The 17456-nt window shown below is 63.4% G+C and carries 23 protein-coding genes; 10 read left to right on the forward strand and 13 right to left on the reverse strand.

Going from position 1 to position 17456, the window contains the following annotated elements; genetic code table 11:
• Window positions 1-135 precede the first annotated feature (135 nt).
• From hisC to ACYUME_RS21290, 10 genes are all read right to left on the reverse strand, one after another.
• Window positions 136-1185 (reverse strand): histidinol-phosphate transaminase, encoded by a 1050-nt coding sequence (hisC, locus tag ACYUME_RS21245; RefSeq protein ID WP_460416733.1) that lies wholly within the window; start codon window positions 1183-1185, stop codon window positions 136-138.
• Between the two features lie 2 nt (window positions 1186-1187).
• Window positions 1188-2510 carry a histidinol dehydrogenase gene (gene hisD / locus ACYUME_RS21250; RefSeq protein WP_279888307.1) on the reverse strand — a complete coding sequence of 441 codons (1323 nt, stop codon included), beginning with the start codon at window positions 2508-2510 and terminating at the stop codon, window positions 1188-1190.
• A gap of 126 nt (window positions 2511-2636) precedes the next feature.
• A complete protein-coding gene (hisG, locus tag ACYUME_RS21255; protein ID WP_011532429.1) occupies window positions 2637-3272 on the reverse strand; it encodes an ATP phosphoribosyltransferase in 636 nt (211 codons plus the stop codon).
• 93 nt (window positions 3273-3365) lie between these two features.
• Window positions 3366-4631 carry a UDP-N-acetylglucosamine 1-carboxyvinyltransferase gene (gene murA, locus ACYUME_RS21260; RefSeq protein ID WP_279888305.1) on the reverse strand — a complete coding sequence of 422 codons (1266 nt, stop codon included), beginning with the start codon at window positions 4629-4631 and terminating at the stop codon, window positions 3366-3368.
• A 23-nt stretch (window positions 4632-4654) separates the two neighbouring features.
• Complete coding sequence (locus ACYUME_RS21265; RefSeq protein ID WP_028689666.1) at window positions 4655-4894, reverse strand: BolA family protein; 240 nt, start codon at window positions 4892-4894, stop codon at window positions 4655-4657.
• A gap of 118 nt (window positions 4895-5012) precedes the next feature.
• Window positions 5013-5315 carry an STAS domain-containing protein gene (locus tag ACYUME_RS21270; protein ID WP_279888303.1) on the reverse strand — a complete coding sequence of 101 codons (303 nt, stop codon included), beginning with the start codon at window positions 5313-5315 and terminating at the stop codon, window positions 5013-5015.
• On the reverse strand, window positions 5312-5965 hold the full coding sequence (locus ACYUME_RS21275; RefSeq protein ID WP_279888301.1) for an MlaC/ttg2D family ABC transporter substrate-binding protein: 654 nt from the start codon (window positions 5963-5965) through the stop codon (window positions 5312-5314). The genes ACYUME_RS21270 and ACYUME_RS21275 overlap by 4 nt, the downstream gene beginning before the upstream one ends.
• 9 nt (window positions 5966-5974) lie before the next feature.
• Window positions 5975-6460, reverse strand: a complete 486-nt coding sequence (mlaD, locus tag ACYUME_RS21280) for an outer membrane lipid asymmetry maintenance protein MlaD (RefSeq protein WP_248918845.1) — start codon at window positions 6458-6460, stop codon at window positions 5975-5977.
• Complete coding sequence (mlaE, locus tag ACYUME_RS21285) at window positions 6460-7257, reverse strand: lipid asymmetry maintenance ABC transporter permease subunit MlaE (RefSeq protein WP_279888298.1); 798 nt, start codon at window positions 7255-7257, stop codon at window positions 6460-6462. The genes mlaD and mlaE overlap by 1 nt, the downstream gene beginning before the upstream one ends.
• Window positions 7257-8066, reverse strand: coding sequence for an ATP-binding cassette domain-containing protein (locus ACYUME_RS21290; RefSeq protein WP_279888296.1), 810 nt, complete (start codon window positions 8064-8066; stop codon window positions 7257-7259). Before ACYUME_RS21290 ends, mlaE begins: the two co-directional genes overlap by 1 nt.
• Window positions 8067-8312: 246 nt before the next feature.
• Between ACYUME_RS21290 and ACYUME_RS21295 the strand changes: the two genes are divergently transcribed.
• From ACYUME_RS21295 to ACYUME_RS21340, 10 genes are all read left to right on the forward strand, one after another.
• Window positions 8313-9287, forward strand: coding sequence for a KpsF/GutQ family sugar-phosphate isomerase (locus ACYUME_RS21295; protein ID WP_279888295.1), 975 nt, complete (start codon window positions 8313-8315; stop codon window positions 9285-9287).
• On the forward strand, window positions 9288-9812 hold the full coding sequence (locus tag ACYUME_RS21300; protein ID WP_279888293.1) for a KdsC family phosphatase: 525 nt from the start codon (window positions 9288-9290) through the stop codon (window positions 9810-9812).
• An 8-nt stretch (window positions 9813-9820) separates the two neighbouring features.
• Window positions 9821-10393 (forward strand): LPS export ABC transporter periplasmic protein LptC, encoded by a 573-nt coding sequence (gene lptC, locus ACYUME_RS21305; RefSeq protein ID WP_279888291.1) that lies wholly within the window; start codon window positions 9821-9823, stop codon window positions 10391-10393.
• Window positions 10380-10904 (forward strand): lipopolysaccharide transport periplasmic protein LptA, encoded by a 525-nt coding sequence (gene lptA, locus ACYUME_RS21310; RefSeq protein WP_279809214.1) that lies wholly within the window; start codon window positions 10380-10382, stop codon window positions 10902-10904. The genes lptC and lptA overlap by 14 nt, the downstream gene beginning before the upstream one ends.
• The gene (gene lptB, locus ACYUME_RS21315) at window positions 10905-11630 is read left to right on the forward strand and encodes an LPS export ABC transporter ATP-binding protein (protein ID WP_186658097.1); all 726 of its coding nucleotides are present in this window, start codon (window positions 10905-10907) and stop codon (window positions 11628-11630) included.
• Between the two features lie 173 nt (window positions 11631-11803).
• Window positions 11804-13300, forward strand: coding sequence for an RNA polymerase factor sigma-54 (locus ACYUME_RS21320; protein ID WP_279888287.1), 1497 nt, complete (start codon window positions 11804-11806; stop codon window positions 13298-13300).
• A 78-nt stretch (window positions 13301-13378) separates the two neighbouring features.
• Window positions 13379-13687 carry a ribosome hibernation-promoting factor, HPF/YfiA family gene (gene hpf / locus ACYUME_RS21325; RefSeq protein WP_011532415.1) on the forward strand — a complete coding sequence of 103 codons (309 nt, stop codon included), beginning with the start codon at window positions 13379-13381 and terminating at the stop codon, window positions 13685-13687.
• Window positions 13688-13698: 11 nt separating this feature from the next.
• Window positions 13699-14163 carry a PTS IIA-like nitrogen regulatory protein PtsN gene (gene ptsN, locus ACYUME_RS21330; protein ID WP_460416739.1) on the forward strand — a complete coding sequence of 155 codons (465 nt, stop codon included), beginning with the start codon at window positions 13699-13701 and terminating at the stop codon, window positions 14161-14163.
• 2 nt (window positions 14164-14165) lie between these two features.
• Window positions 14166-15020: an RNase adapter RapZ gene (gene rapZ / locus ACYUME_RS21335; protein ID WP_279888283.1), complete on the forward strand. Its 855-nt coding sequence runs from the start codon at window positions 14166-14168 to the stop codon at window positions 15018-15020.
• Window positions 15021-15040: 20 nt separating this feature from the next.
• A complete protein-coding gene (locus ACYUME_RS21340; protein WP_279888282.1) occupies window positions 15041-15313 on the forward strand; it encodes an HPr family phosphocarrier protein in 273 nt (90 codons plus the stop codon).
• 157 nt (window positions 15314-15470) lie between these two features.
• Here ACYUME_RS21340 and ACYUME_RS21345 read toward each other — a convergent pair whose 3' ends face one another.
• Genes ACYUME_RS21345 through ACYUME_RS21355 form a run of 3 tightly spaced genes read right to left on the reverse strand, consistent with a single transcriptional unit; the run spans window position 15471 to window position 17450 of the window.
• Entirely contained in the window at window positions 15471-16364 is an 894-nt protein-coding gene (locus ACYUME_RS21345) for a ZIP family metal transporter (RefSeq protein ID WP_460419411.1), read from the reverse strand.
• Between the two features lie 11 nt (window positions 16365-16375).
• Window positions 16376-16987 carry a superoxide dismutase gene (locus ACYUME_RS21350; RefSeq protein WP_460416741.1) on the reverse strand — a complete coding sequence of 204 codons (612 nt, stop codon included), beginning with the start codon at window positions 16985-16987 and terminating at the stop codon, window positions 16376-16378.
• Window position 16988: 1 nt separating this feature from the next.
• Window positions 16989-17450, reverse strand: coding sequence for a hypothetical protein (locus ACYUME_RS21355; RefSeq protein WP_460416744.1), 462 nt, complete (start codon window positions 17448-17450; stop codon window positions 16989-16991).
• Window positions 17451-17456: the final 6 nt, after the last annotated feature.

Here is a 17456-nt window from a genome sequence, read left to right on the forward strand (position 1 = left end):
ATCACAAATGAATGCGCATACAACTTCCAAAACCACCAAACAACAACAACAACAACAACAACAACAACAACAACAAGGGGCGAATCAGAAGTCAGAACAACCAACTCCAATCCACCCCCTGTCAAAACACTGATATCAATTCAAAGCATCAAGCAAAGCCTGGTTCATCTCCGGCGTCCCAACGGTAATCCGCAGGAACTGCGCAATCCGCTCCTGCTTGAAATGCCGAACAATCACCCCCTGCTCCCGAAGCCGCGCCGCGATCCCCGCAGCATCCTGCCCGGGATGCCGGGCGAAGATGAAGTTCGCCGCCGAAGGCAACACCTCGAACCCACGCGTCACCAACTCGGCAACCAGCACGTCCCGGCTATCGATAACCTTGCGGCAGGTCTCATCGAAATACTCACGGTCGTCAAACGCCGCCGCCGCCCCGACAATCGCCATGCGATCCAACGGATACGAGTTGAAGCTGTTCTTGATCCGCTCCAACGCCTCGATCAGATCAGGATGCCCCACCGCCAACCCAACCCGAAGCCCCGCCAGCGAACGCGACTTGGACAAGGTCTGGGTCACCAGCAGGTTGTCATAGCGATCGACCAGGCTGATGGCCGTCTCGCCACCGAAATCGATGTAGGCCTCGTCAACCACTACCACCGAATCCCGGTTGGCCTGCAGCAGTTGCTCGACCGCCTCAAGCGGCAACAGGCAGCCAGTCGGCGCGTTGGGGTTGGGGAAGATGACCCCGGCATTGGGTTTGCTGTAGTCCGAAACCCGGATCTGAAACTGCTCATCCAGCGCCACCTGCTCGAACGCGATACCGTACAGGCCGCAATACACCGGGTAGAAGCTGTAGCTCACGTCCGGGAACAGCAGCGGCCCACGGTCGTGCTGGAACAGGCCGTGGAAGATGTGCGCCAGCACCTCGTCCGAGCCGTTGCCGACGAACACCTGCGCCGGCGCTACGCCGTAATACTCCGCCACCGCCTGCTTGAGCCGGTCACCGTTCGGGTCCGGATACAGGCGCAGATTGTCGTTGAGCTCGCCACGCATGGCTTCCAGCGCCTTGGGCGACGGCCCGTACGGGTTCTCGTTGGTGTTGAGCTTGACCAGCCGCGCAAGCTTCGGCTGCTCGCCCGGCACGTAAGGGACCAGGTCCTTGACGAAGGGACTCCAGAAACGACTCATGCTCAGTTCCCCTTCTCGTTGAGGATGCGGTATTCGGCGCTGCGCGCGTGGGCGGTCAGCGATTCGCCACGGGCCAGCACCGAAGCGGTGTGCCCCAGCTCGGACGCGCCCTGCTCGGAGCAGAAGATGATCGACGAACGCTTCTGGAAGTCATACACGCCCAGTGGCGAAGAGAAGCGCGCGGTGCCGGAAGTCGGCAGCACGTGGTTGGGGCCGGCGCAGTAGTCGCCCAGCGCCTCGCTGGTGTGGCGGCCCATGAAGATCGCGCCGGCGTGGCGAATCTGCGGCAACCAGGCCTGCGGGTCGGCCACCGACAGCTCCAGGTGCTCGGGGGCGATGCGGTTGGCCACCTCGATGGCCTGCTGCATGTCACGCACCTGGATCAGCGCGCCACGGCCGTTGATCGATTTCTCGATGATCTCGGCACGCTCCATGGTCGGCAGCAGCTTGTCGATGCTCGCCGCCACACGATCGAGAAACTCGGCGTCCGGGCTGACCAGGATCGCCTGGGCGTCTTCATCGTGCTCGGCCTGGGAGAACAGGTCCATGGCGATCCAGTCCGGATCGGTCTGGCCATCGCACACCACCAGGATCTCCGACGGACCGGCGATCATGTCGATGCCGACCTGACCAAACACATGGCGCTTGGCCGTGGCCACGTAGATATTGCCCGGACCGACGATCTTGTCCACCTGCGGCACGCTCTCGGTGCCATAGGCCAGAGCCGCGACCGCTTGGGCGCCGCCGATGGTGAAGACCCGATCGACACCGGCGATGCAGGCCGCGGCCAGCACCAGCTCATTGATCTCGCCACGCGGGGTCGGCACCACCATCACCACCTCGGACACGCCAGCAACCTTGGCAGGGATGGCGTTCATCAGCACCGACGACGGGTACGACGCCTTGCCGCCCGGCACGTACAGGCCGGCGCGGTCCAACGGGGTAACCTTCTGCCCTAGCACGGTGCCGTCGGCCTCGGTGTACTGCCAGGAGTCCTGCTTCTGCCGCTCGTGGTAGATACGCACACGGTTGGCGGCTTTCTCCAGGGCTTCGCGCTGCACTGGGGTGATGCGGGTCAGGGCCAGTTCCAGGCGCGCACGGTCGAGGATCAGATCATCGATCGACTTGGCGTCGACACCGTCGAAACGCTGGGTAAACTCCACCAGCGCCGCATCACCGCGCTCGCGCACGGCCTTGATGATGTCGAGCACGCGCTGGTTGACCGCGTCATCGGACACACTTTCCCAGCTCAGCAGATGATCCAGATGTCGGGCGAAATCCTGGTCAGCGGCGTTGAGACGGGCAATTGCAGTGGACACGGTCATGGCGAGGGCCTCGTTATTAGCGGATGTTCAGGCGCCCTAAAGCTACCACTCCATCCGCGCGGGCACCTGAGAAAATTGGCTATGACGCGGATAGACGGGCGCGACAGCGGAGGTCGCGCGCAGAGGTCAGCCGCGGTGTCGCGATTCGACGGCGTTGCGCAGGGTGTCGATCAGACTCTGGATACGGGCGTGCTGCATTTTCATGGAGGCCTTGTTGACCACCAGGCGCGAGCTGATCGTGGCGATCAGTTCCTGGGGCTCGAGGCCATTGGCGCGCAGGGTGTTGCCGGTGTCGACCACGTCGATGATCTTGTCGGCGAGGTTGATCAGCGGGGCCAGCTCCATGGAGCCGTACAGCTTGATGATGTCGACCTGGCGGCCCTGTTCGGCGTAGTAGCGCTTGGCTACGTTGACGAACTTGGTGGCCACGCGCAGGCGGCCCTTGGGCTCGGGCGCACCAGTTACGCCGGCGGTCATCAGCTTGCACTGGGCGATCTGCAGGTCGAGGGGCTCGTACAGGCCCTGGCCGCCGTATTCCATCAGCACGTCCTTGCCGGCCACACCGAGGTCGGCGGCGCCATGCTCGACATAGGTCGGCACGTCGGTGGCACGCACGATGAGCAGGCGGACATCATCCTGGGTGGTCGGGATGATCAGCTTGCGGCTCTTGTCCGGATTCTCGGTCGGCACGATACCGGCTTCGGCCAGCAGTGGCAGGGTATCGTCGAGAATACGGCCTTTGGATAGCGCGATGGTCAACATTGGAACGTCGGTCCTTAAGCGTCTACTGCCGGCCGGGCCATGGGGCCCGACCGCATACGATTCGGCTGGCGCGTCCCTGCGCCGTGATGACTGCTAGCCCGGTACGCGACGGATCTTCGCGCCCAGCATCTGCAGTTTTTCCTCGATGCACTCGTAACCACGGTCGATGTGGTAGATGCGGTCGATCAGGGTGTCACCTTCGGCGACCAGCGCCGACAGCACCAGGCTGGCAGAAGCGCGCAGGTCGGTGGCCATGACCGGAGCACCCTTGAGCGCCTTGACGCCAGTGACGATGGCGGTGTTGCCCTCGACCTGGATCTGCGCGCCCATGCGGTGCATCTCGTAGACGTGCATGAAGCGGTTCTCGAAGATGGTCTCGATCACCGCGCCAGTGCCTTCGGCGATGGCATTGAGCGAGATGAACTGCGCCTGCATGTCGGTCGGGAACGCCGGGTACGGCGCGGTACGCAGGTTGACGGCCTTCGGACGCTTGCCGTGCATGTCCAATTCGATCCAGTCTTCACCGGTGGTGATGTCGGCGCCGGCTTCCTTGAGTTTCTCGAGGACGGCTTCGAGGATGGTCGGATCGGTGTCCTTGACCTTGACGCGGCCACCGGTCACGGCAGCGGCAACCAGGTAGGTGCCGGTCTCGATACGGTCGGGCATGACCCGGTAGTTGGTCGGCTGCAGACGCTCGACGCCATCGATGGTGATGGTGTCGGTGCCAGCGCCCTGGATCTTCGCACCCATGGCAATCAGGAAGTTGGCCAAGTCGACCACCTCCGGCTCGCGAGCGGCGTTCTGCAGCACGCTGCGGCCCTTGGCCAGGGCGGCGGCCATCATGATGTTCTCGGTGCCGGTGACGCTGACGGTATCGAAGAAGAAGTGCGCGCCGCGCAGGCCGCCCTCGGGCGCCTTGGCCTTGATGTAGCCGCCTTCGACGTCGATTTTCGCCCCCATGGCCTCCAGGCCGCGGATGTGCAGGTCGACTGGACGCGAACCAATGGCGCAACCACCTGGCAGGGCCACTTCGGCCTCACCGAAGCGGGCCACCATCGGGCCGAGCACCAGGATCGAGGCGCGCATGGTCTTGACCAGCTCGTAGGGGGCGACCAGGGTCTTGATGGTGCGCGGATCGATTTCCACCGACAGCTTCTCGTCGATCACAGGCTCGATGCCCATGCGACCGAACAGCTCGATCATGGTGGTGATGTCGTGCAGGTGCGGCAGGTTGCCGACCGTGACCGGACCATCGCACAGCAGGGTGGCCGAGAGAATCGGCAGCGCCGAGTTCTTCGCGCCGGAAATGCGGATCTCGCCGTCGAGGCGCGGGCCGCCAGTGATAATCAGTTTGTCCATACGTATCTCGCCGCCAAGTTGGCTCAGGTGCGCTCAGCCCAGGCTGCGCTGCTGAAGAATTTCATGGTTACCGCGTGAATGCTGCCGTTGGCGATCCACGGATTGAGGTGAGCATAGATCGCTTGCTGACGCTTGACCGGGCTCTGGCCGGCCAGCTCGTCGCTGATCACGTTCAACTGGAAGTTGCAGCCTTCGCCTTCAACTTCAACCCGGGTTCCCGGCAATTTCTCTTCCAGAAAGCTTTTGACTTCTACGGCCTGCATGCTCAACCTCGATCGGCGCCCAACGCGCGCGGGTCGGCCATCATACAAAAAAGCCCCTCGCCTGCGAAGCCCATGAGAGAGCGCGCTGACCGAGGGGCCTTTCCCGAACGGCAGGGCATCAGCCTGCCAGGACTTCATCGAGGTCGTAGACCCCGGCGATTTCCCGCATGTCCTCGGGGATACCGCGCAGTTCCCAAGTCTTGCCGGCGGCCTGGGCATCGCGCATGAAGCCCAGCAGCAGCGACAGGCCGACACTGCTCGACTTGACCACCGCGGCGCAGTCGAGCACCAACTGCGGCTCGCGACAGGCGGCGATCAGCGCCTTGCCCTGCTTGCGCAGGGCCGGGCCGCTGCGGTAGTCCAGCACACCGGCCAGGGCGAGAACGCCCGGCTCAGCCATGCTCACGACGGCGTCGCTCATTTGACTTCCTTATCCGGCGAACTGTCGGCGGTCTGCTTGGCCTTGGCCACTTCGCCGGCCCAGCCGTCGATGGTCTTGTCCAGGTCATTGCCGTTGCGCTGCATGGCGTCCTGGAACTGGTCGCGGAACAGCTTGCCGATGTTGATGCCGTTGACGATGACGTTGCGCACTTTCCACTGGTCGTCGATCTTCTGCATGGTGTACTGCACCGGATAGACCGCGCCGTTGGTGCCGGTGACCTTCATGCCGACACTGGTGCGGTCGCCGTCCTCGGCCTTGGCCGGGTCGACGGTGATGCCCTGGTTGTTGTATTCGAGCAAGGCATTGCCATAGAACTGCATCAGGCTGCGCTTGAAGTTTTCCTGGAAGCGCTGCATCTGCGCGGGGGTGGCCTTGCGCGAATACTTGACGGTCATGATGCTCCGGGAGATTCCGTCGGCATCGACCACCGGGCCCAGGTTGCTGTTGAGCGCGTTGTAGAACGCCTCGGGGTTGGCCTTGTACTGCTCCTTGTTGGCCTTGAGGTCGCTCAGCAGCTGGGTCGTGGTGCCCTGGATCACATCCCGGGCGGATTGCCCTGGCGCCGCCAGGGCCAGCAGGGGAAAGGCCGCCAGCAGGACCAGCAGGCCACGTCGCAGGATCGAAATCATGGAAACTCCTTAATTAGCCGGTTGCGCTTCTTTCGGTTCCTTGCCCACCGAGTTGAGCAGGAACTTGCCGATCAGGTCTTCCAGCACCAGCGCCGACTGGGTGTCGTGGATGGTGCTGCCATCCTTGAGTACCGCGTCCTCGCCACCGACGCTGATGCCGATGTACTTCTCGCCCAGAAGGCCGGCGGTCAGGATCGAGGCAGTGGAGTCGGTCGGCAGGTTGTCGACCTGCTTGTCCAGCTGCAGCGTGACCCGACCGGTGTAGGAGTCGCGGTCCAGATCGATGGCCGTGACCTTGCCGATGGTCACACCGGCCATGGTCACTTTAGCTCTGACCGTCAAACCGGCGATATTGTCGAAGTACGCATAAACTTTGTACGTGTCGCTGCTCGGGCTGGCCGACAGCCCGCTGACACGCAGGGCCAGCAGCAGCAGCGCCAGGATCCCGGCCAGGAGGAACAGGCCGACACCGATTTCCAGGGTGCGGTTTTGCATCAGAAATCTCCAAACATCAAGGCGGTCAGAATAAAGTCCAGACCCAGGACTGCCAACGAGGCATAGACCACGGTCTTGGTGGTGGCACGGCTGATCCCTTCTGAAGTGGGCTCGCAGTCGTACCCCTGGAATACGGCGATCCAGGTGACGACGAAGGCGAACACCAGGCTCTTGATCAACCCGTTGATCACGTCGTCACTGAAGGAAACGCTGTTCTGCATGTTGGCCCAGAACGAGCCCTCGTAGACGCCCAGCCAGTCAACGGCGACCCACGACCCACCCCAGATGCCGACCACGCTGAAGATCAGCGCCAGCAGCGGCAGCGAGATGAAGCCGGCCCACAGGCGTGGGGCGACGATGTACTTGAGCGGGTCGACGCCGATCATCTCGAGACTGGACAGTTGCTCGGTCGACTTCATGTTGCCGATCTCGGCGGTCAGCGCCGATCCCGCGCGGCCGGCGAACAGCAACGCGGTGACCACCGGCCCGAGCTCGCGCAGCAAGGTCAGGGCGACCATCTGTCCCACCGCCTGCTCCGAACCGTACTTGGTGAGGATGCTGTAGCCCTGCAGGGCCAGCACCATGCCAATGAACATGCCGGACACGACGATGATCGCCAGCGACAGCACGCCCACCGAATACAGTTGCCTGACCAGCAGCTGGAAGCCGCCACCGATGCCGCTGCGCCCGCCCAGCGAATGACCGAGGAACAGGCACGAGCGCCCCAGCACAGCCAGCACATCGATGGCCGAACGGCCGAACAGGCGGATACGTTCAAGTAAGGATTTTCTGCGCATCAACGCGTCCCCAGCAGATCGGCGCGGTAGTCAGGCGCAGGGAAGTGGAAAGGTACCGGGCCATCCGGATCGCCCTTCATGAACTGGCGAATACGCGGATTGTCCGAGCCCATCAGTTCGTCCGGCGTGCCCTGCCCCAGCACCTGGCCATCGCCCACCACGTAGATGTAGTCGGCGATGCTGGCGGTTTCGGCCAGGTCGTGGGAGACCACGATGCTGGTAATGCCCAGGGCATCGTTGAGCAGCCGGATCAGGCGCACGAGCACGCCCATGGCGATCGGGTCCTGGCCGACGAACGGCTCGTCGTACATGAGAATCTGCGGGTCGAGGGCAATCGCTCGGGCCAGAGCCACGCGCCGCTTCATGCCGCCGGACAGCTCGTCGGGCATCAGGTCGATGGCGCCGCGCAGCCCCACGGCCTGCAGCTTCATCAGGACGATGTCACGGATCATCTCGTCCGGCAGTTGGGTATGCACCCGCAGCGGGAAGGCGACATTCTCGAAGACATCGAGGTCGGTAAACAGTGCGCCGCTCTGGAACAGCACGCCCATCTGCTTGCGCGCATCGAACAGGTCGCTGCGCGACAGCGCGGGCAGGTTCTGGCCATTGACCCAGACTTCGCCGGCGGCCGGGCGCAACTGCGCGCCCATCAGGCGCAGCAGTGTGGTCTTGCCGCACCCCGAAGGCCCCATGATACCGGTGACCTTGCCGCGGGGAATGCGAATGTCCACGTTGCTGAAAATGCTGCGCGAACCGCGCTTGAAGGTGACTCCCTTCAACTCGACCGCGTAGGCGCTATCCACACTCATCTAGACTCCTTGCTAGTGCAGCCTCGTCATCATGGACGCCTGCCTTCATCTTGAAGGCACACAGGTCCCTGGCGGGCCGAATAGCGGCGAACTATAGCACCGCTGGTAGGCCCGCCCCAAGGCCGTCGCCCGACTCGTTCAGGCCCCAGACAGGCTGACGCGATCACCCTGTGACATTCGAAGGATGAGCCTTTCACACATTGCGGCTATAATCGCCGCCTTTTCATCAGGCATTGCGTTTTCGACATGAGCCAATCCAGCGAGCTGATCCAATCCGCCCAGCGCACCCTGCGCCTCGAACTCGAGGCCGTGGAGGCCCTGCTGGCCCGTATCGACGGCGATTTCGTCAAGGCCTGCGAGCTGATCCTGGCCAGCAAGGGACGGGTCGTGGTGGTTGGCATGGGCAAGTCCGGCCACATCGGCAACAAGATCGCCGCCACCCTGGCCAGCACCGGCACCCCGGCGTTCTTCGTGCATCCAGCCGAGGCCAGCCATGGCGACATGGGCATGATCACCCGTGACGATGTCATTCTTGCCCTGTCCAACTCCGGCAGCACCGCCGAAATCGTCACCCTGTTGCCGTTGATCAAGCGCCTGGGCATCCAGATGATCAGCCTGACCGGCAACCCGGATTCGGCCCTGGCCCAGGCCGCCGAGGTCAACCTCGACGCCAGCGTCGCCCAGGAAGCCTGCCCACTCAACCTGGCGCCGACCTCCTCCACTACCGCGGCCCTGGTCCTGGGCGACGCCCTGGCCATCGCCCTGCTCGAAGCCCGGGGCTTCACCGCCGAGGACTTCGCCTTTTCGCACCCCGGTGGCGCACTCGGCCGCCGCCTGCTGCTGAAAGTCGAGAACGTCATGCATGCCGGCGAAGAACTGCCCCAGGTCAAAAGCGGCACCCTGCTCAAGGACGCACTGCTTGAAATGTCTCGCAAAGGCCTGGGCATGACCGTCGTCCTCGGCAGCGACGGCAAGCTCGCCGGCGTCTTCACCGACGGCGATCTGCGCCGCAGCCTGGATCGCAACATCGATGTGCACAAGACCCTCATCGACGAGGTCATGACCGTGCACGGCAAGACCGCCCGCGCCGAGATGCTCGCCGCCGAGGCTCTGAAAATCATGGAAGACCACAAGATCAGCGCACTGGTGGTCGTCGACCAGGACGACCGCCCGACCGGCGCCCTGAACATGCACGACCTGCTGCGCGCCGGAGTGATGTAAATGAACCAGGACCTGATGCAACGCGCCAAGGCCATCAAGCTGGCCGTGTTCGACGTCGATGGCGTGCTCACCGACGGCCGCCTGTACTTCCTCGAGGACGGCAGCGAGTTCAAGACCTTCAACACCCTCGACGGCCACGGCATCAAGATGCTCATGGCCTCGGGCGTGACCACCGCGATCATCAGCGGACGCAAGACCCCGGTGGTCGAGCGCCGGGCCAGGAACCTGGGCATCCCGCACCTGTTCCAGGGCCGCGAGGACAAACTGGTGGTACTGGACGGCCTGCTCGCCGAACTCGGCCTAAGCTATGAACAGGTCGCCTACCTGGGCGACGACCTGCCCGACCTGCCGGTGATTCGCCGCGTAGGCCTGGGCATGGCGGTGCACAACGCCGCGCCGTTCGTGCGCCAGCACGCCCACGGCGTCACCCAGGCTCGCGGCGGCGAAGGCGCCGCCCGCGAGTTCTGCGAACTGATCATGCAGGCCCAGGGCACCCTGGACGCTGCCAACGCCAACTACCTGTAAGGCCACCCATGTTCAGCAAGAAGGTTCGAAATTTTGCGCTGTTTGGCGTGATCGCCGCAGTGCTGGCGGCGGTGGGCTACTGGAACATCAGCCCCGAGAGCTTCCTCGACAAGCCGACCGTCCAGACCAACGACAGCGCCATCGACTACTACGCCGTCAACGCCCACACCCTGCAGTTCCTGCCCGACGGCAAGCTGCAGTACGAGATGACCGCCGACAAGGTCGAGCACCTCAAGGCCAGCGAAGTCACCCTGGTGACCACGCCCGACCTGCACATGTACCGTGGCACGGAGTATCCGTGGCACGTGCAGAGCAAGCGCGCCGAGGTCAACCCGGACGGCACCGAGGTCGAACTGATCGACGAAGTGCGCGTGGCGCGTACCGACGAAAAACAGCGCGAGACCATCATTACCAGCTCGCGCATGACCGTGTTCCCGCAGAAGCAATATGCGCAGACCGAGCAAGCCGTTAGAATCGACGGCGCCGGTGGCACGACTACGGGCAAAGGAATGAAAGCGTATTTGAAAGAAGGCAGGATGGACCTGCTCTCTAACGTAAGAGGACAGTATGAGGCTCGTTAAAACCCTCCCCCTTTTGCTCAGCCTGGGCGCAGCACTGGGAAGCGCGAGCGCCTTGGCCCTGCCGAACGACCGTGACCAGCCGATCCGCATCCAGGCGGACAACGCCCACCTGGACGACAAGCAAGGTGTAGCCACCTACACCGGCGATGTGATCATCACCCAAGGTTCGATGATGATCAAAGGCAACACCGTGACCATGACCCGCGCCGCCTCCGGCGATATCGACGTGGTCACCTCGGTGGGCAACCTGGCCTATTTCGAACAGCAGCAGAGCGCCGCCAAGCCCGACAAGATGAAAGGCTGGGCCGTGACCATTCAGTACCAAGCGCAGAAAGACACGGTGATTCTCACCGACCGCGCCAAGGTCGAGAACGAAGGCAACACTACCGAAGGCGAGAAGATCGTCTACAACACCAAGTCCCAGGTGGCTACCGCCGGGCGTGGTGGCAACGTGACTGCACCACGTCAGCGCATCGACATGGTCATTCAACCGAAGAAAAAGGCCGAGTAAATGGCAACCCTCAAAGCCCAGCACCTGGCCAAGAGCTACAAGGGCCGGCAAGTCGTGCGCGACGTCAGCCTGTCCATCGACAGCGGCCAGATCGTCGGCCTGCTCGGCCCCAACGGCGCCGGCAAGACCACCTGTTTCTACATGATCGTCGGCCTGGTCCAGGCCGACCAGGGGCGCGTGCTGATCGACAACCTCGACGTCAGCCACCAGCCCATGCATGGCCGCGCCCAGGCTGGCATCGGCTACCTGCCGCAGGAAGCCTCGATCTTCCGCAAGCTGTCGGTGGCCGACAACATCATGGCCATCCTCGAGACCCGCAAGGACCTCGATCGCGAAGGCCGGCGCAAGGAGCTGGAAAGCCTGCTGCAGGAGTTCCACATCAGCCACATCCGCGACAACCTGGGCATGAGCCTCTCCGGCGGTGAGCGTCGCCGTGTCGAGATCGCCCGCGCCCTGGCCACCGCGCCCAAGTTCATCCTGCTGGACGAACCGTTCGCCGGTGTCGACCCGATCTCCGTCGGCGACATCAAGCAGATCATCCACCACCTCAAGAACAAGGGTATCGGCGTGCTGATCACCGACCACAACGTTCGCGAGACCCTGGATATCTGCGAAACCGCCTACATCGTCAACGATGGCCAGCTGATCGCCGAAGGTGACGCCGAGACCATCCTGGCCAACCAGCTGGTCAAGGAAGTGTACCTGGGGCACGAGTTCCGGCTCTGACCCAGCCTGCCCGGAGCACTGGCGAATGCGCCCAATCGGGGCTTAAGTTGTCACAGTGCTCTAGGCAAACGCTGCAATTTCAGGCATATAACTTGCTTAGATTCGGCGCCCAAGCGCCCTACGTGTAGTGGATGGCGCATGCGCGCCGGCGAACAAGGTATTAAGCCCCTGCCATGAAACCATCGCTCGTCCTAAAAATGGGCCAGCAACTGACGATGACCCCTCAGTTGCAACAGGCCATCCGTCTACTCCAGCTCTCCACCCTGGACCTCCAGCAGGAAATCCAGGAAGCGCTGGAATCCAATCCGATGCTCGAACGTCAGGAAGACGGCGACGACTTCGACAACAGCGACCCGATGGCGGACAACGCCGAAAGCAAGCCGGCAGCCGAAGTCCAGGACAACAGTTTCCAGGAAACCACCACCAGCACCAGCGAGAACCTGGAAGACGGTGAGTGGGCAGAACGCATTCCCAACGAGCTGCCAGTCGATACCGCCTGGGAAGACATTTATCAGACCAGCGCCAGCAGCCTGCCCAGCAACGACGATGACGAGTGGGACTTCACTACCCGCACCTCCGCCGGCGAAAGCCTGCAGAGCCATCTGCTGTGGCAGCTCAACCTCGCTCCGATGTCCGATACCGACCGCCTGATCGCGGTCACCCTGATCGACAGCATCAACGGCCAGGGCTACCTGGAGGACACGCTCGAGGAAATCTGCGCCGGCTTCGACCCCGAGCTCGACATCGAGCTGGACGAAATCGAAGCCGTGCTGCATCGCATCCAACAGTTCGAACCGGCCGGCATCGGCGCCCGCTCCCTGGGCGAGTGCCTGCTGTTGCAGCTACGCCAGCTGCCCGCCTCGACGCCTTGGATGAGCGAGGCCCAGCGCCTGGTCACTGACTTCATCGACCTGCTCGGCAGCCGCGACTACAGCCAGCTGATGCGGCGCATGAAGCTCAAGGAGGACGAGCTGCGCCAGATCATCGAGCTGGTGCAGACCCTCAACCCGCGTCCCGGCTCGCAGATCGAGTCCAGCGAGCCTGAGTACGTGGTCCCTGACGTGATCGTGCGCAAGGACAGCGATCGCTGGCTGGTCGAGCTCAACCAGGAAGCCGTTCCGCGCCTGCGCGTCAACCCGCAGTACGCCGGCTTCGTACGCCGCGCCGACACCAGCGCCGACAACACCTTCATGCGCAACCAGTTGCAGGAGGCGCGCTGGTTCATCAAGAGCCTGCAAAGCCGCAACGAGACCCTGATGAAGGTGGCGACGCAGATCGTCGAGCATCAACGTGGCTTCCTCGACCATGGCGACGAGGCCATGAAGCCGCTGGTCCTGCACGATATCGCCGAGGCGGTGGGCATGCACGAATCGACCATTTCCCGGGTGACCACGCAGAAATACATGCACACGCCTCGCGGAATCTACGAACTGAAATACTTTTTCTCGAGCCACGTGAGCACCGCCGAAGGGGGCGAATGCTCGTCCACGGCGATCCGCGCGATCATCAAGAAACTGGTGGCCGCGGAAAATCAGAAAAAGCCATTGAGTGACAGCAAGATCGCTGGTTTACTGGAGGCACAAGGCATCCAGGTAGCCCGTCGCACCGTCGCCAAGTACCGCGAATCGTTGGGCATCGCCCCCTCGAGCGAGCGCAAGCGACTGATGTAGCCCCCGGATGTGCCACAGCGTTTCAGCGGCAGGTGCAACACCTGCCCTTTATGCACGGGCAACAAAAGGAGAAGCTGTATGCAAGTCAACATCAGTGGACAGCATGTAGAAGTCACTCAACCTCTGCGCGATTACGTGCTCGAAAAACTCGCCCGCGTGGAGGGTCACTTCGACAAGATCACCAATGCGACGGTGATCATGAAGGTCGAGAAGCTGCAGCAGAAGGTTGAAGCCACACTCCAGATTCCCGGTGGCGAGGTCGTCGCCAACGCCGAACACCAAGACATGTATGCCGCGATCGACGCCCTGGCCGACAAGCTCGACCGCCAACTGAAAAAACACAAGGAAAAACAGCAAAGCCTGCTGCAAGGTGCAGCCGCCCGCTGATCCCCTCATCCATGATCCGACTTGAAACCATCCTGACCCCCGGCCGTTCCCTCGTGAACGTGCCGGGTGGCAGTAAGAAGCGCGCCCTGGAAAAGGTCGCCACCCTGATTGCCGAGCAAGTACCAGAGCTGGAGATGCAAGACGTCTTCGACACGCTCATCGCTCGGGAAAAGCTGGGCTCCACCGGCTTTGGCAATGGCATCGCCATCCCCCACTGCCGGCTTGTGGGCTGCACCGCGCCAGTGAGCGCCCTGCTGCACCTGGATGCCCCCATCGATTACGATGCCATCGATGGCGCCCCGGTCGACCTGCTGTTCGTCCTGCTGGTCCCGGAAGCCGCCACCGATGCCCACCTTGAACTGCTGCGCCAGATCGCCAGCATGCTCGATCGCAAGGAGGTCCGTGATCGCCTGCGTGCCGCCGACAGCAGCGAGACCCTGTACCAGGTCGTCCTGGACGCACAGAACGAGCACTGAACATGCGCCTGATCATCGTCAGCGGCCGCTCCGGCTCCGGTAAGAGCACCGCCCTCGACGTGCTGGAAGACAACGGCTACTACTGCATCGACAACCTGCCTGCCGGCTTGTTGCCACAGCTGGCGGAAAATGCCCTGGTCAACACCGAGCTGCTGCAACCGAAGGTCGCGGTCTCCATCGATGCACGCAACCTGCCCAGCCACCTGTCACGCTTCCCCGAATTGCTCGAAGAGGCGCGCGCCCGGCACATCCAGTGCGACGTGCTGTATCTGGACGCTGACGAAGAAACCCTGCTCAAGCGCTTTTCGGAAACCCGGCGGCGTCACCCACTGACCAACGACAGCCGCTCGCTGGCCGAAGCGATCCGGGTCGAGAGCGAGCTGCTGGGGCCGATCGCCGATCTGGCCGACCTGAAGATCGACACCACCAACCTGAACCTCTACCAGCTGCGCGACTCGATCAAGCTGCGCCTGCTCAACCAGCCCGAACCGGGCACGGCGTTCCTGGTCGAATCGTTTGGCTTCAAACGCGGCATGCCCGTGGACGCGGATCTGGTGTTCGACGTGCGATGCCTGCCGAACCCCTACTGGAAGCCGGAACTTCGTGACCATTCCGGCCTCGAACAACCGGTGATCGACTACCTGGCCGCGCAGCCGGATGTCGAGGAAATGTTCCAGGACATCTCCAGCTACCTGCTCAAGTGGCTGCCGCGCTTCGCCGCCAGCAACCGCGCTTATGTCACCATTGCCATCGGCTGTACCGGTGGCCACCACCGCTCGGTGTATATCACCGAACGGCTTGGCCAACTGCTCCAGCAATCCCTGAAAAACGTCCAGGTTCGCCACCGCGACCTCTAGCCCACAGGATCCACCCCACGATGCCCGCCCGCGAAATCACCATCATCAACAAGCTGGGCTTGCACGCCCGGGCGGCGGCCAAGTTCGTCGGCGTGGCGGGGCGCTTTCCGTGCGCGGTGCGGGTTGGCCGCGCGCCTGACAAGCTGGTGGACGGCAAGAGCATCATGGCGGTGATGATGCTCGCCGCCGGCAAGGGCACTCCAGTCCATCTGCACACCGAGGGCGAGCAGGACGGTGAAGCCATGGAGGCGCTGGTCGCGTTGATCGAGAACTTCTTCGACGAGGGCGAGTAACGCCGCCAGCGACTGCGCACGCTTCCTGTAGGAGCGGCCTTGTGTCGCGAAAGGGCTGCGCAGCAGCCCCGGCAATCCAGCAGTGTTGTTGAAATCTTGGGGCTGCTACGCAGCCCTTTCGCGACGCAAGGCCGCTCCTACAGGGGCCGTGCCGAGCTCAGGACAGCGCCGTGTCCATGACCATCATCAGGCAGAACCCGACACACAGCCCCAGACTCGCCAAACGGTGATGCCCATTGCTGCGCGACTCGGGAATGATCTCCTGCGTCACCACCAGCAACATCGCCCCCGCCGCACAGGCCAGGCCCAACGGCAGCAGCAGCTCGGCGACATTCACCAGCCAGGCGCAGACCACCGCCGCCAACGGCTCGACCAGCCCGGACGCGGCGCCGATCAGGAACGCCTTGAAACGCGGCATGCCCGCCCCTGCCAGCACCAGCGCGATCACCAGCCCTTCCGGCACATCCTGCAGGGCGATGCCCATGGCCAGGCTGTCGGCATCGGGCATGCCGCCACCGGCGGAAACGCCAATGGCCATGCCTTCGGGAATGTTGTGGGCAATGATCGCGATGACGAACAACCAGATCCGTGCCGCGATCACCGGCTGCTGCGCAGTGCCCACCAGGGCCTCGGGTGAAGCCCCGGAGACCTTCAGGTCGACCAGGAACAGGCACAGGGCCCCGAACAGCAAGCCCGCGCTGATCAGGGCGCCGGCTCCCCAGGGAGTGAAGCCGATGGACTGGGCCGCCCCCAGCCCGGGAATGATCAGGGAAAACGCGGTGGCCGCAAGCATCACGCCCGCGCCGAAGCCCAACAGGGTATCGGCCAGGGCCACCGGCATGTTGCGGATCACCAGCACCGGTACCGCGCCCAACGCCGTCCCCAGTGCGCACAATGCGCCGCCCTCAAGGGCACGCAACATGCGCGGCTCCAGGTCCAGCCAGGCGATGCCCCGCGCCACCAGCAACGCGGTGCCGACCAGCAACAGCATGGTCCCAAGCGCCAGGCGGAACAGGCGCACACTGCTGACAGACATCACCTCGGCGCGCATACCGGTCAGGCTCACTTCAGGGCTTCAAGGTAGCGACGTTCCACTTCGGCCCAGTCGACCACGCTGTAGAAGGCGCCAATGTATTCCGGACGACGGTTCTGGTACTTCAGGTAGTAGGCGTGCTCCCACACATCCAGGCCGAGGATCGGCGTGTTGCCGTGCATCAGTGGGCTGTCCTGGTTACCGCTGCTCTCCACCACCAGCTTTTTCTCCGGGGTCACGCTGAGCCAGGCCCAGCCGCTGCCGAAGCGCGTCAGCGCGGCCTTGGTGAAGGCCTCCTTGAACGCCTCGAAACCGCCGAGTTGCGTTTCGATGGCCTTGGCCACCTGCCCGTGGGGCTGGCCACCGCCCTTGGGCGACATCACGGTCCAGAACAACGTGTGGTTGGCGTGCCCGCCGCCCTGGTTGATCACCGCGCCCTGCAGCTTCTCGGGCAGCTGCTTGACCGCGCCCACCAGCTTTTCCACCGGCCATTCGGCCCACTCGGTGCCTTCGATGGCGGCGTTGAGGTTGTTGATATAGGTCTGGTGGTGCTTGCTGTGGTGGATCTCCATGGTCTGGGTATCGATGTGCGGTTCCAGCGCATCGTAGGCGTAAGGCAAAGTAGGCAAGGTATGGGGCATATCAGTGGATTCCGTAGGCGGGTGTGCGATCAGTGATATCCGTTTGTGCAGCCAGCTCGCTGGCAGCCGGCGCCTGGCGATTGAGCAGGCGTTCGGTGCGCGGATACTGGCCGTATTCGGCGATGAAGCTCAGCAATTCGGTGTAGGTGCGCCCGCTGTGGCGCAACGCGGCATCGCGCAGCGCCTGGGGCAGACGCTGTTCCTGACTGGCCTGGAGCAGCCGCTGGTGGGCGGCACACAGGTAGTCGGCGCTTTCGTGCGGCTGGTTCAGGCGCAGGTGCAGGTCAGCCAGGTTGTGATGGGCGATGACCAGCGCGGCCACCGCTTCGTCGACGTCATGCCAGCGCTCGAACAGCACCTGGGCCAGCGCCAGCGCTTGCAGGTAGTGTTCCCGGGCATCGACCAGCTCACCCTGCTCGAACAGGCGATTGGCGGTTTGCGTGGTGCGTCTCCAGTGCTGCATGACGTG

This window comes from Pseudomonas sp. microsymbiont 2 (genome assembly GCF_054788395.1).

Bases quoted from the DNA above. Each gene is read 5' to 3' on its own strand.
- lptA (WP_279809214.1), top strand. From the start codon at position 10,380: ATGAGGCTCGTTAAAACCCTCCCCCTTTTGCTCAGCCTGGGCGCAGCA.
- ACYUME_RS21290 (WP_279888296.1), bottom strand. From the start codon at position 8,066: ATGAGTGTGGATAGCGCCTACGCGGTCGAGTTGAAGGGAGTCACCTTC.
- hisD (WP_279888307.1), bottom strand. From the start codon at position 2,510: ATGACCGTGTCCACTGCAATTGCCCGTCTCAACGCCGCTGACCAGGAT.
- ACYUME_RS21270 (WP_279888303.1), bottom strand. From the start codon at position 5,315: ATGAGCGACGCCGTCGTGAGCATGGCTGAGCCGGGCGTTCTCGCCCTG.
- mlaD (WP_248918845.1), bottom strand. From the start codon at position 6,460: ATGCAAAACCGCACCCTGGAAATCGGTGTCGGCCTGTTCCTCCTGGCC.
- ACYUME_RS21300 (WP_279888293.1), top strand. From the start codon at position 9,288: ATGAACCAGGACCTGATGCAACGCGCCAAGGCCATCAAGCTGGCCGTG.
- mlaE (WP_279888298.1), bottom strand. From the start codon at position 7,257: ATGCGCAGAAAATCCTTACTTGAACGTATCCGCCTGTTCGGCCGTTCG.
- murA (WP_279888305.1), bottom strand. From the start codon at position 4,631: ATGGACAAACTGATTATCACTGGCGGCCCGCGCCTCGACGGCGAGATC.
- ACYUME_RS21340 (WP_279888282.1), top strand. From the start codon at position 15,041: ATGCCCGCCCGCGAAATCACCATCATCAACAAGCTGGGCTTGCACGCC.
- lptB (WP_186658097.1), top strand. From the start codon at position 10,905: ATGGCAACCCTCAAAGCCCAGCACCTGGCCAAGAGCTACAAGGGCCGG.
- ACYUME_RS21275 (WP_279888301.1), bottom strand. From the start codon at position 5,965: ATGATTTCGATCCTGCGACGTGGCCTGCTGGTCCTGCTGGCGGCCTTT.
- ACYUME_RS21355 (WP_460416744.1), bottom strand. From the start codon at position 17,450: ATGCAGCACTGGAGACGCACCACGCAAACCGCCAATCGCCTGTTCGAG.
- ACYUME_RS21265 (WP_028689666.1), bottom strand. From the start codon at position 4,894: ATGCAGGCCGTAGAAGTCAAAAGCTTTCTGGAAGAGAAATTGCCGGGA.
- ACYUME_RS21350 (WP_460416741.1), bottom strand. From the start codon at position 16,987: ATGCCCCATACCTTGCCTACTTTGCCTTACGCCTACGATGCGCTGGAA.
- rapZ (WP_279888283.1), top strand. From the start codon at position 14,166: ATGCGCCTGATCATCGTCAGCGGCCGCTCCGGCTCCGGTAAGAGCACC.
- lptC (WP_279888291.1), top strand. From the start codon at position 9,821: ATGTTCAGCAAGAAGGTTCGAAATTTTGCGCTGTTTGGCGTGATCGCC.
- hpf (WP_011532415.1), top strand. From the start codon at position 13,379: ATGCAAGTCAACATCAGTGGACAGCATGTAGAAGTCACTCAACCTCTG.
- ptsN (WP_460416739.1), top strand. From the start codon at position 13,699: ATGATCCGACTTGAAACCATCCTGACCCCCGGCCGTTCCCTCGTGAAC.
- hisG (WP_011532429.1), bottom strand. From the start codon at position 3,272: ATGTTGACCATCGCGCTATCCAAAGGCCGTATTCTCGACGATACCCTG.
- ACYUME_RS21295 (WP_279888295.1), top strand. From the start codon at position 8,313: ATGAGCCAATCCAGCGAGCTGATCCAATCCGCCCAGCGCACCCTGCGC.
- ACYUME_RS21345 (WP_460419411.1), bottom strand. From the start codon at position 16,364: ATGCGCGCCGAGGTGATGTCTGTCAGCAGTGTGCGCCTGTTCCGCCTG.
- hisC (WP_460416733.1), bottom strand. From the start codon at position 1,185: ATGAGTCGTTTCTGGAGTCCCTTCGTCAAGGACCTGGTCCCTTACGTG.
- ACYUME_RS21320 (WP_279888287.1), top strand. From the start codon at position 11,804: ATGAAACCATCGCTCGTCCTAAAAATGGGCCAGCAACTGACGATGACC.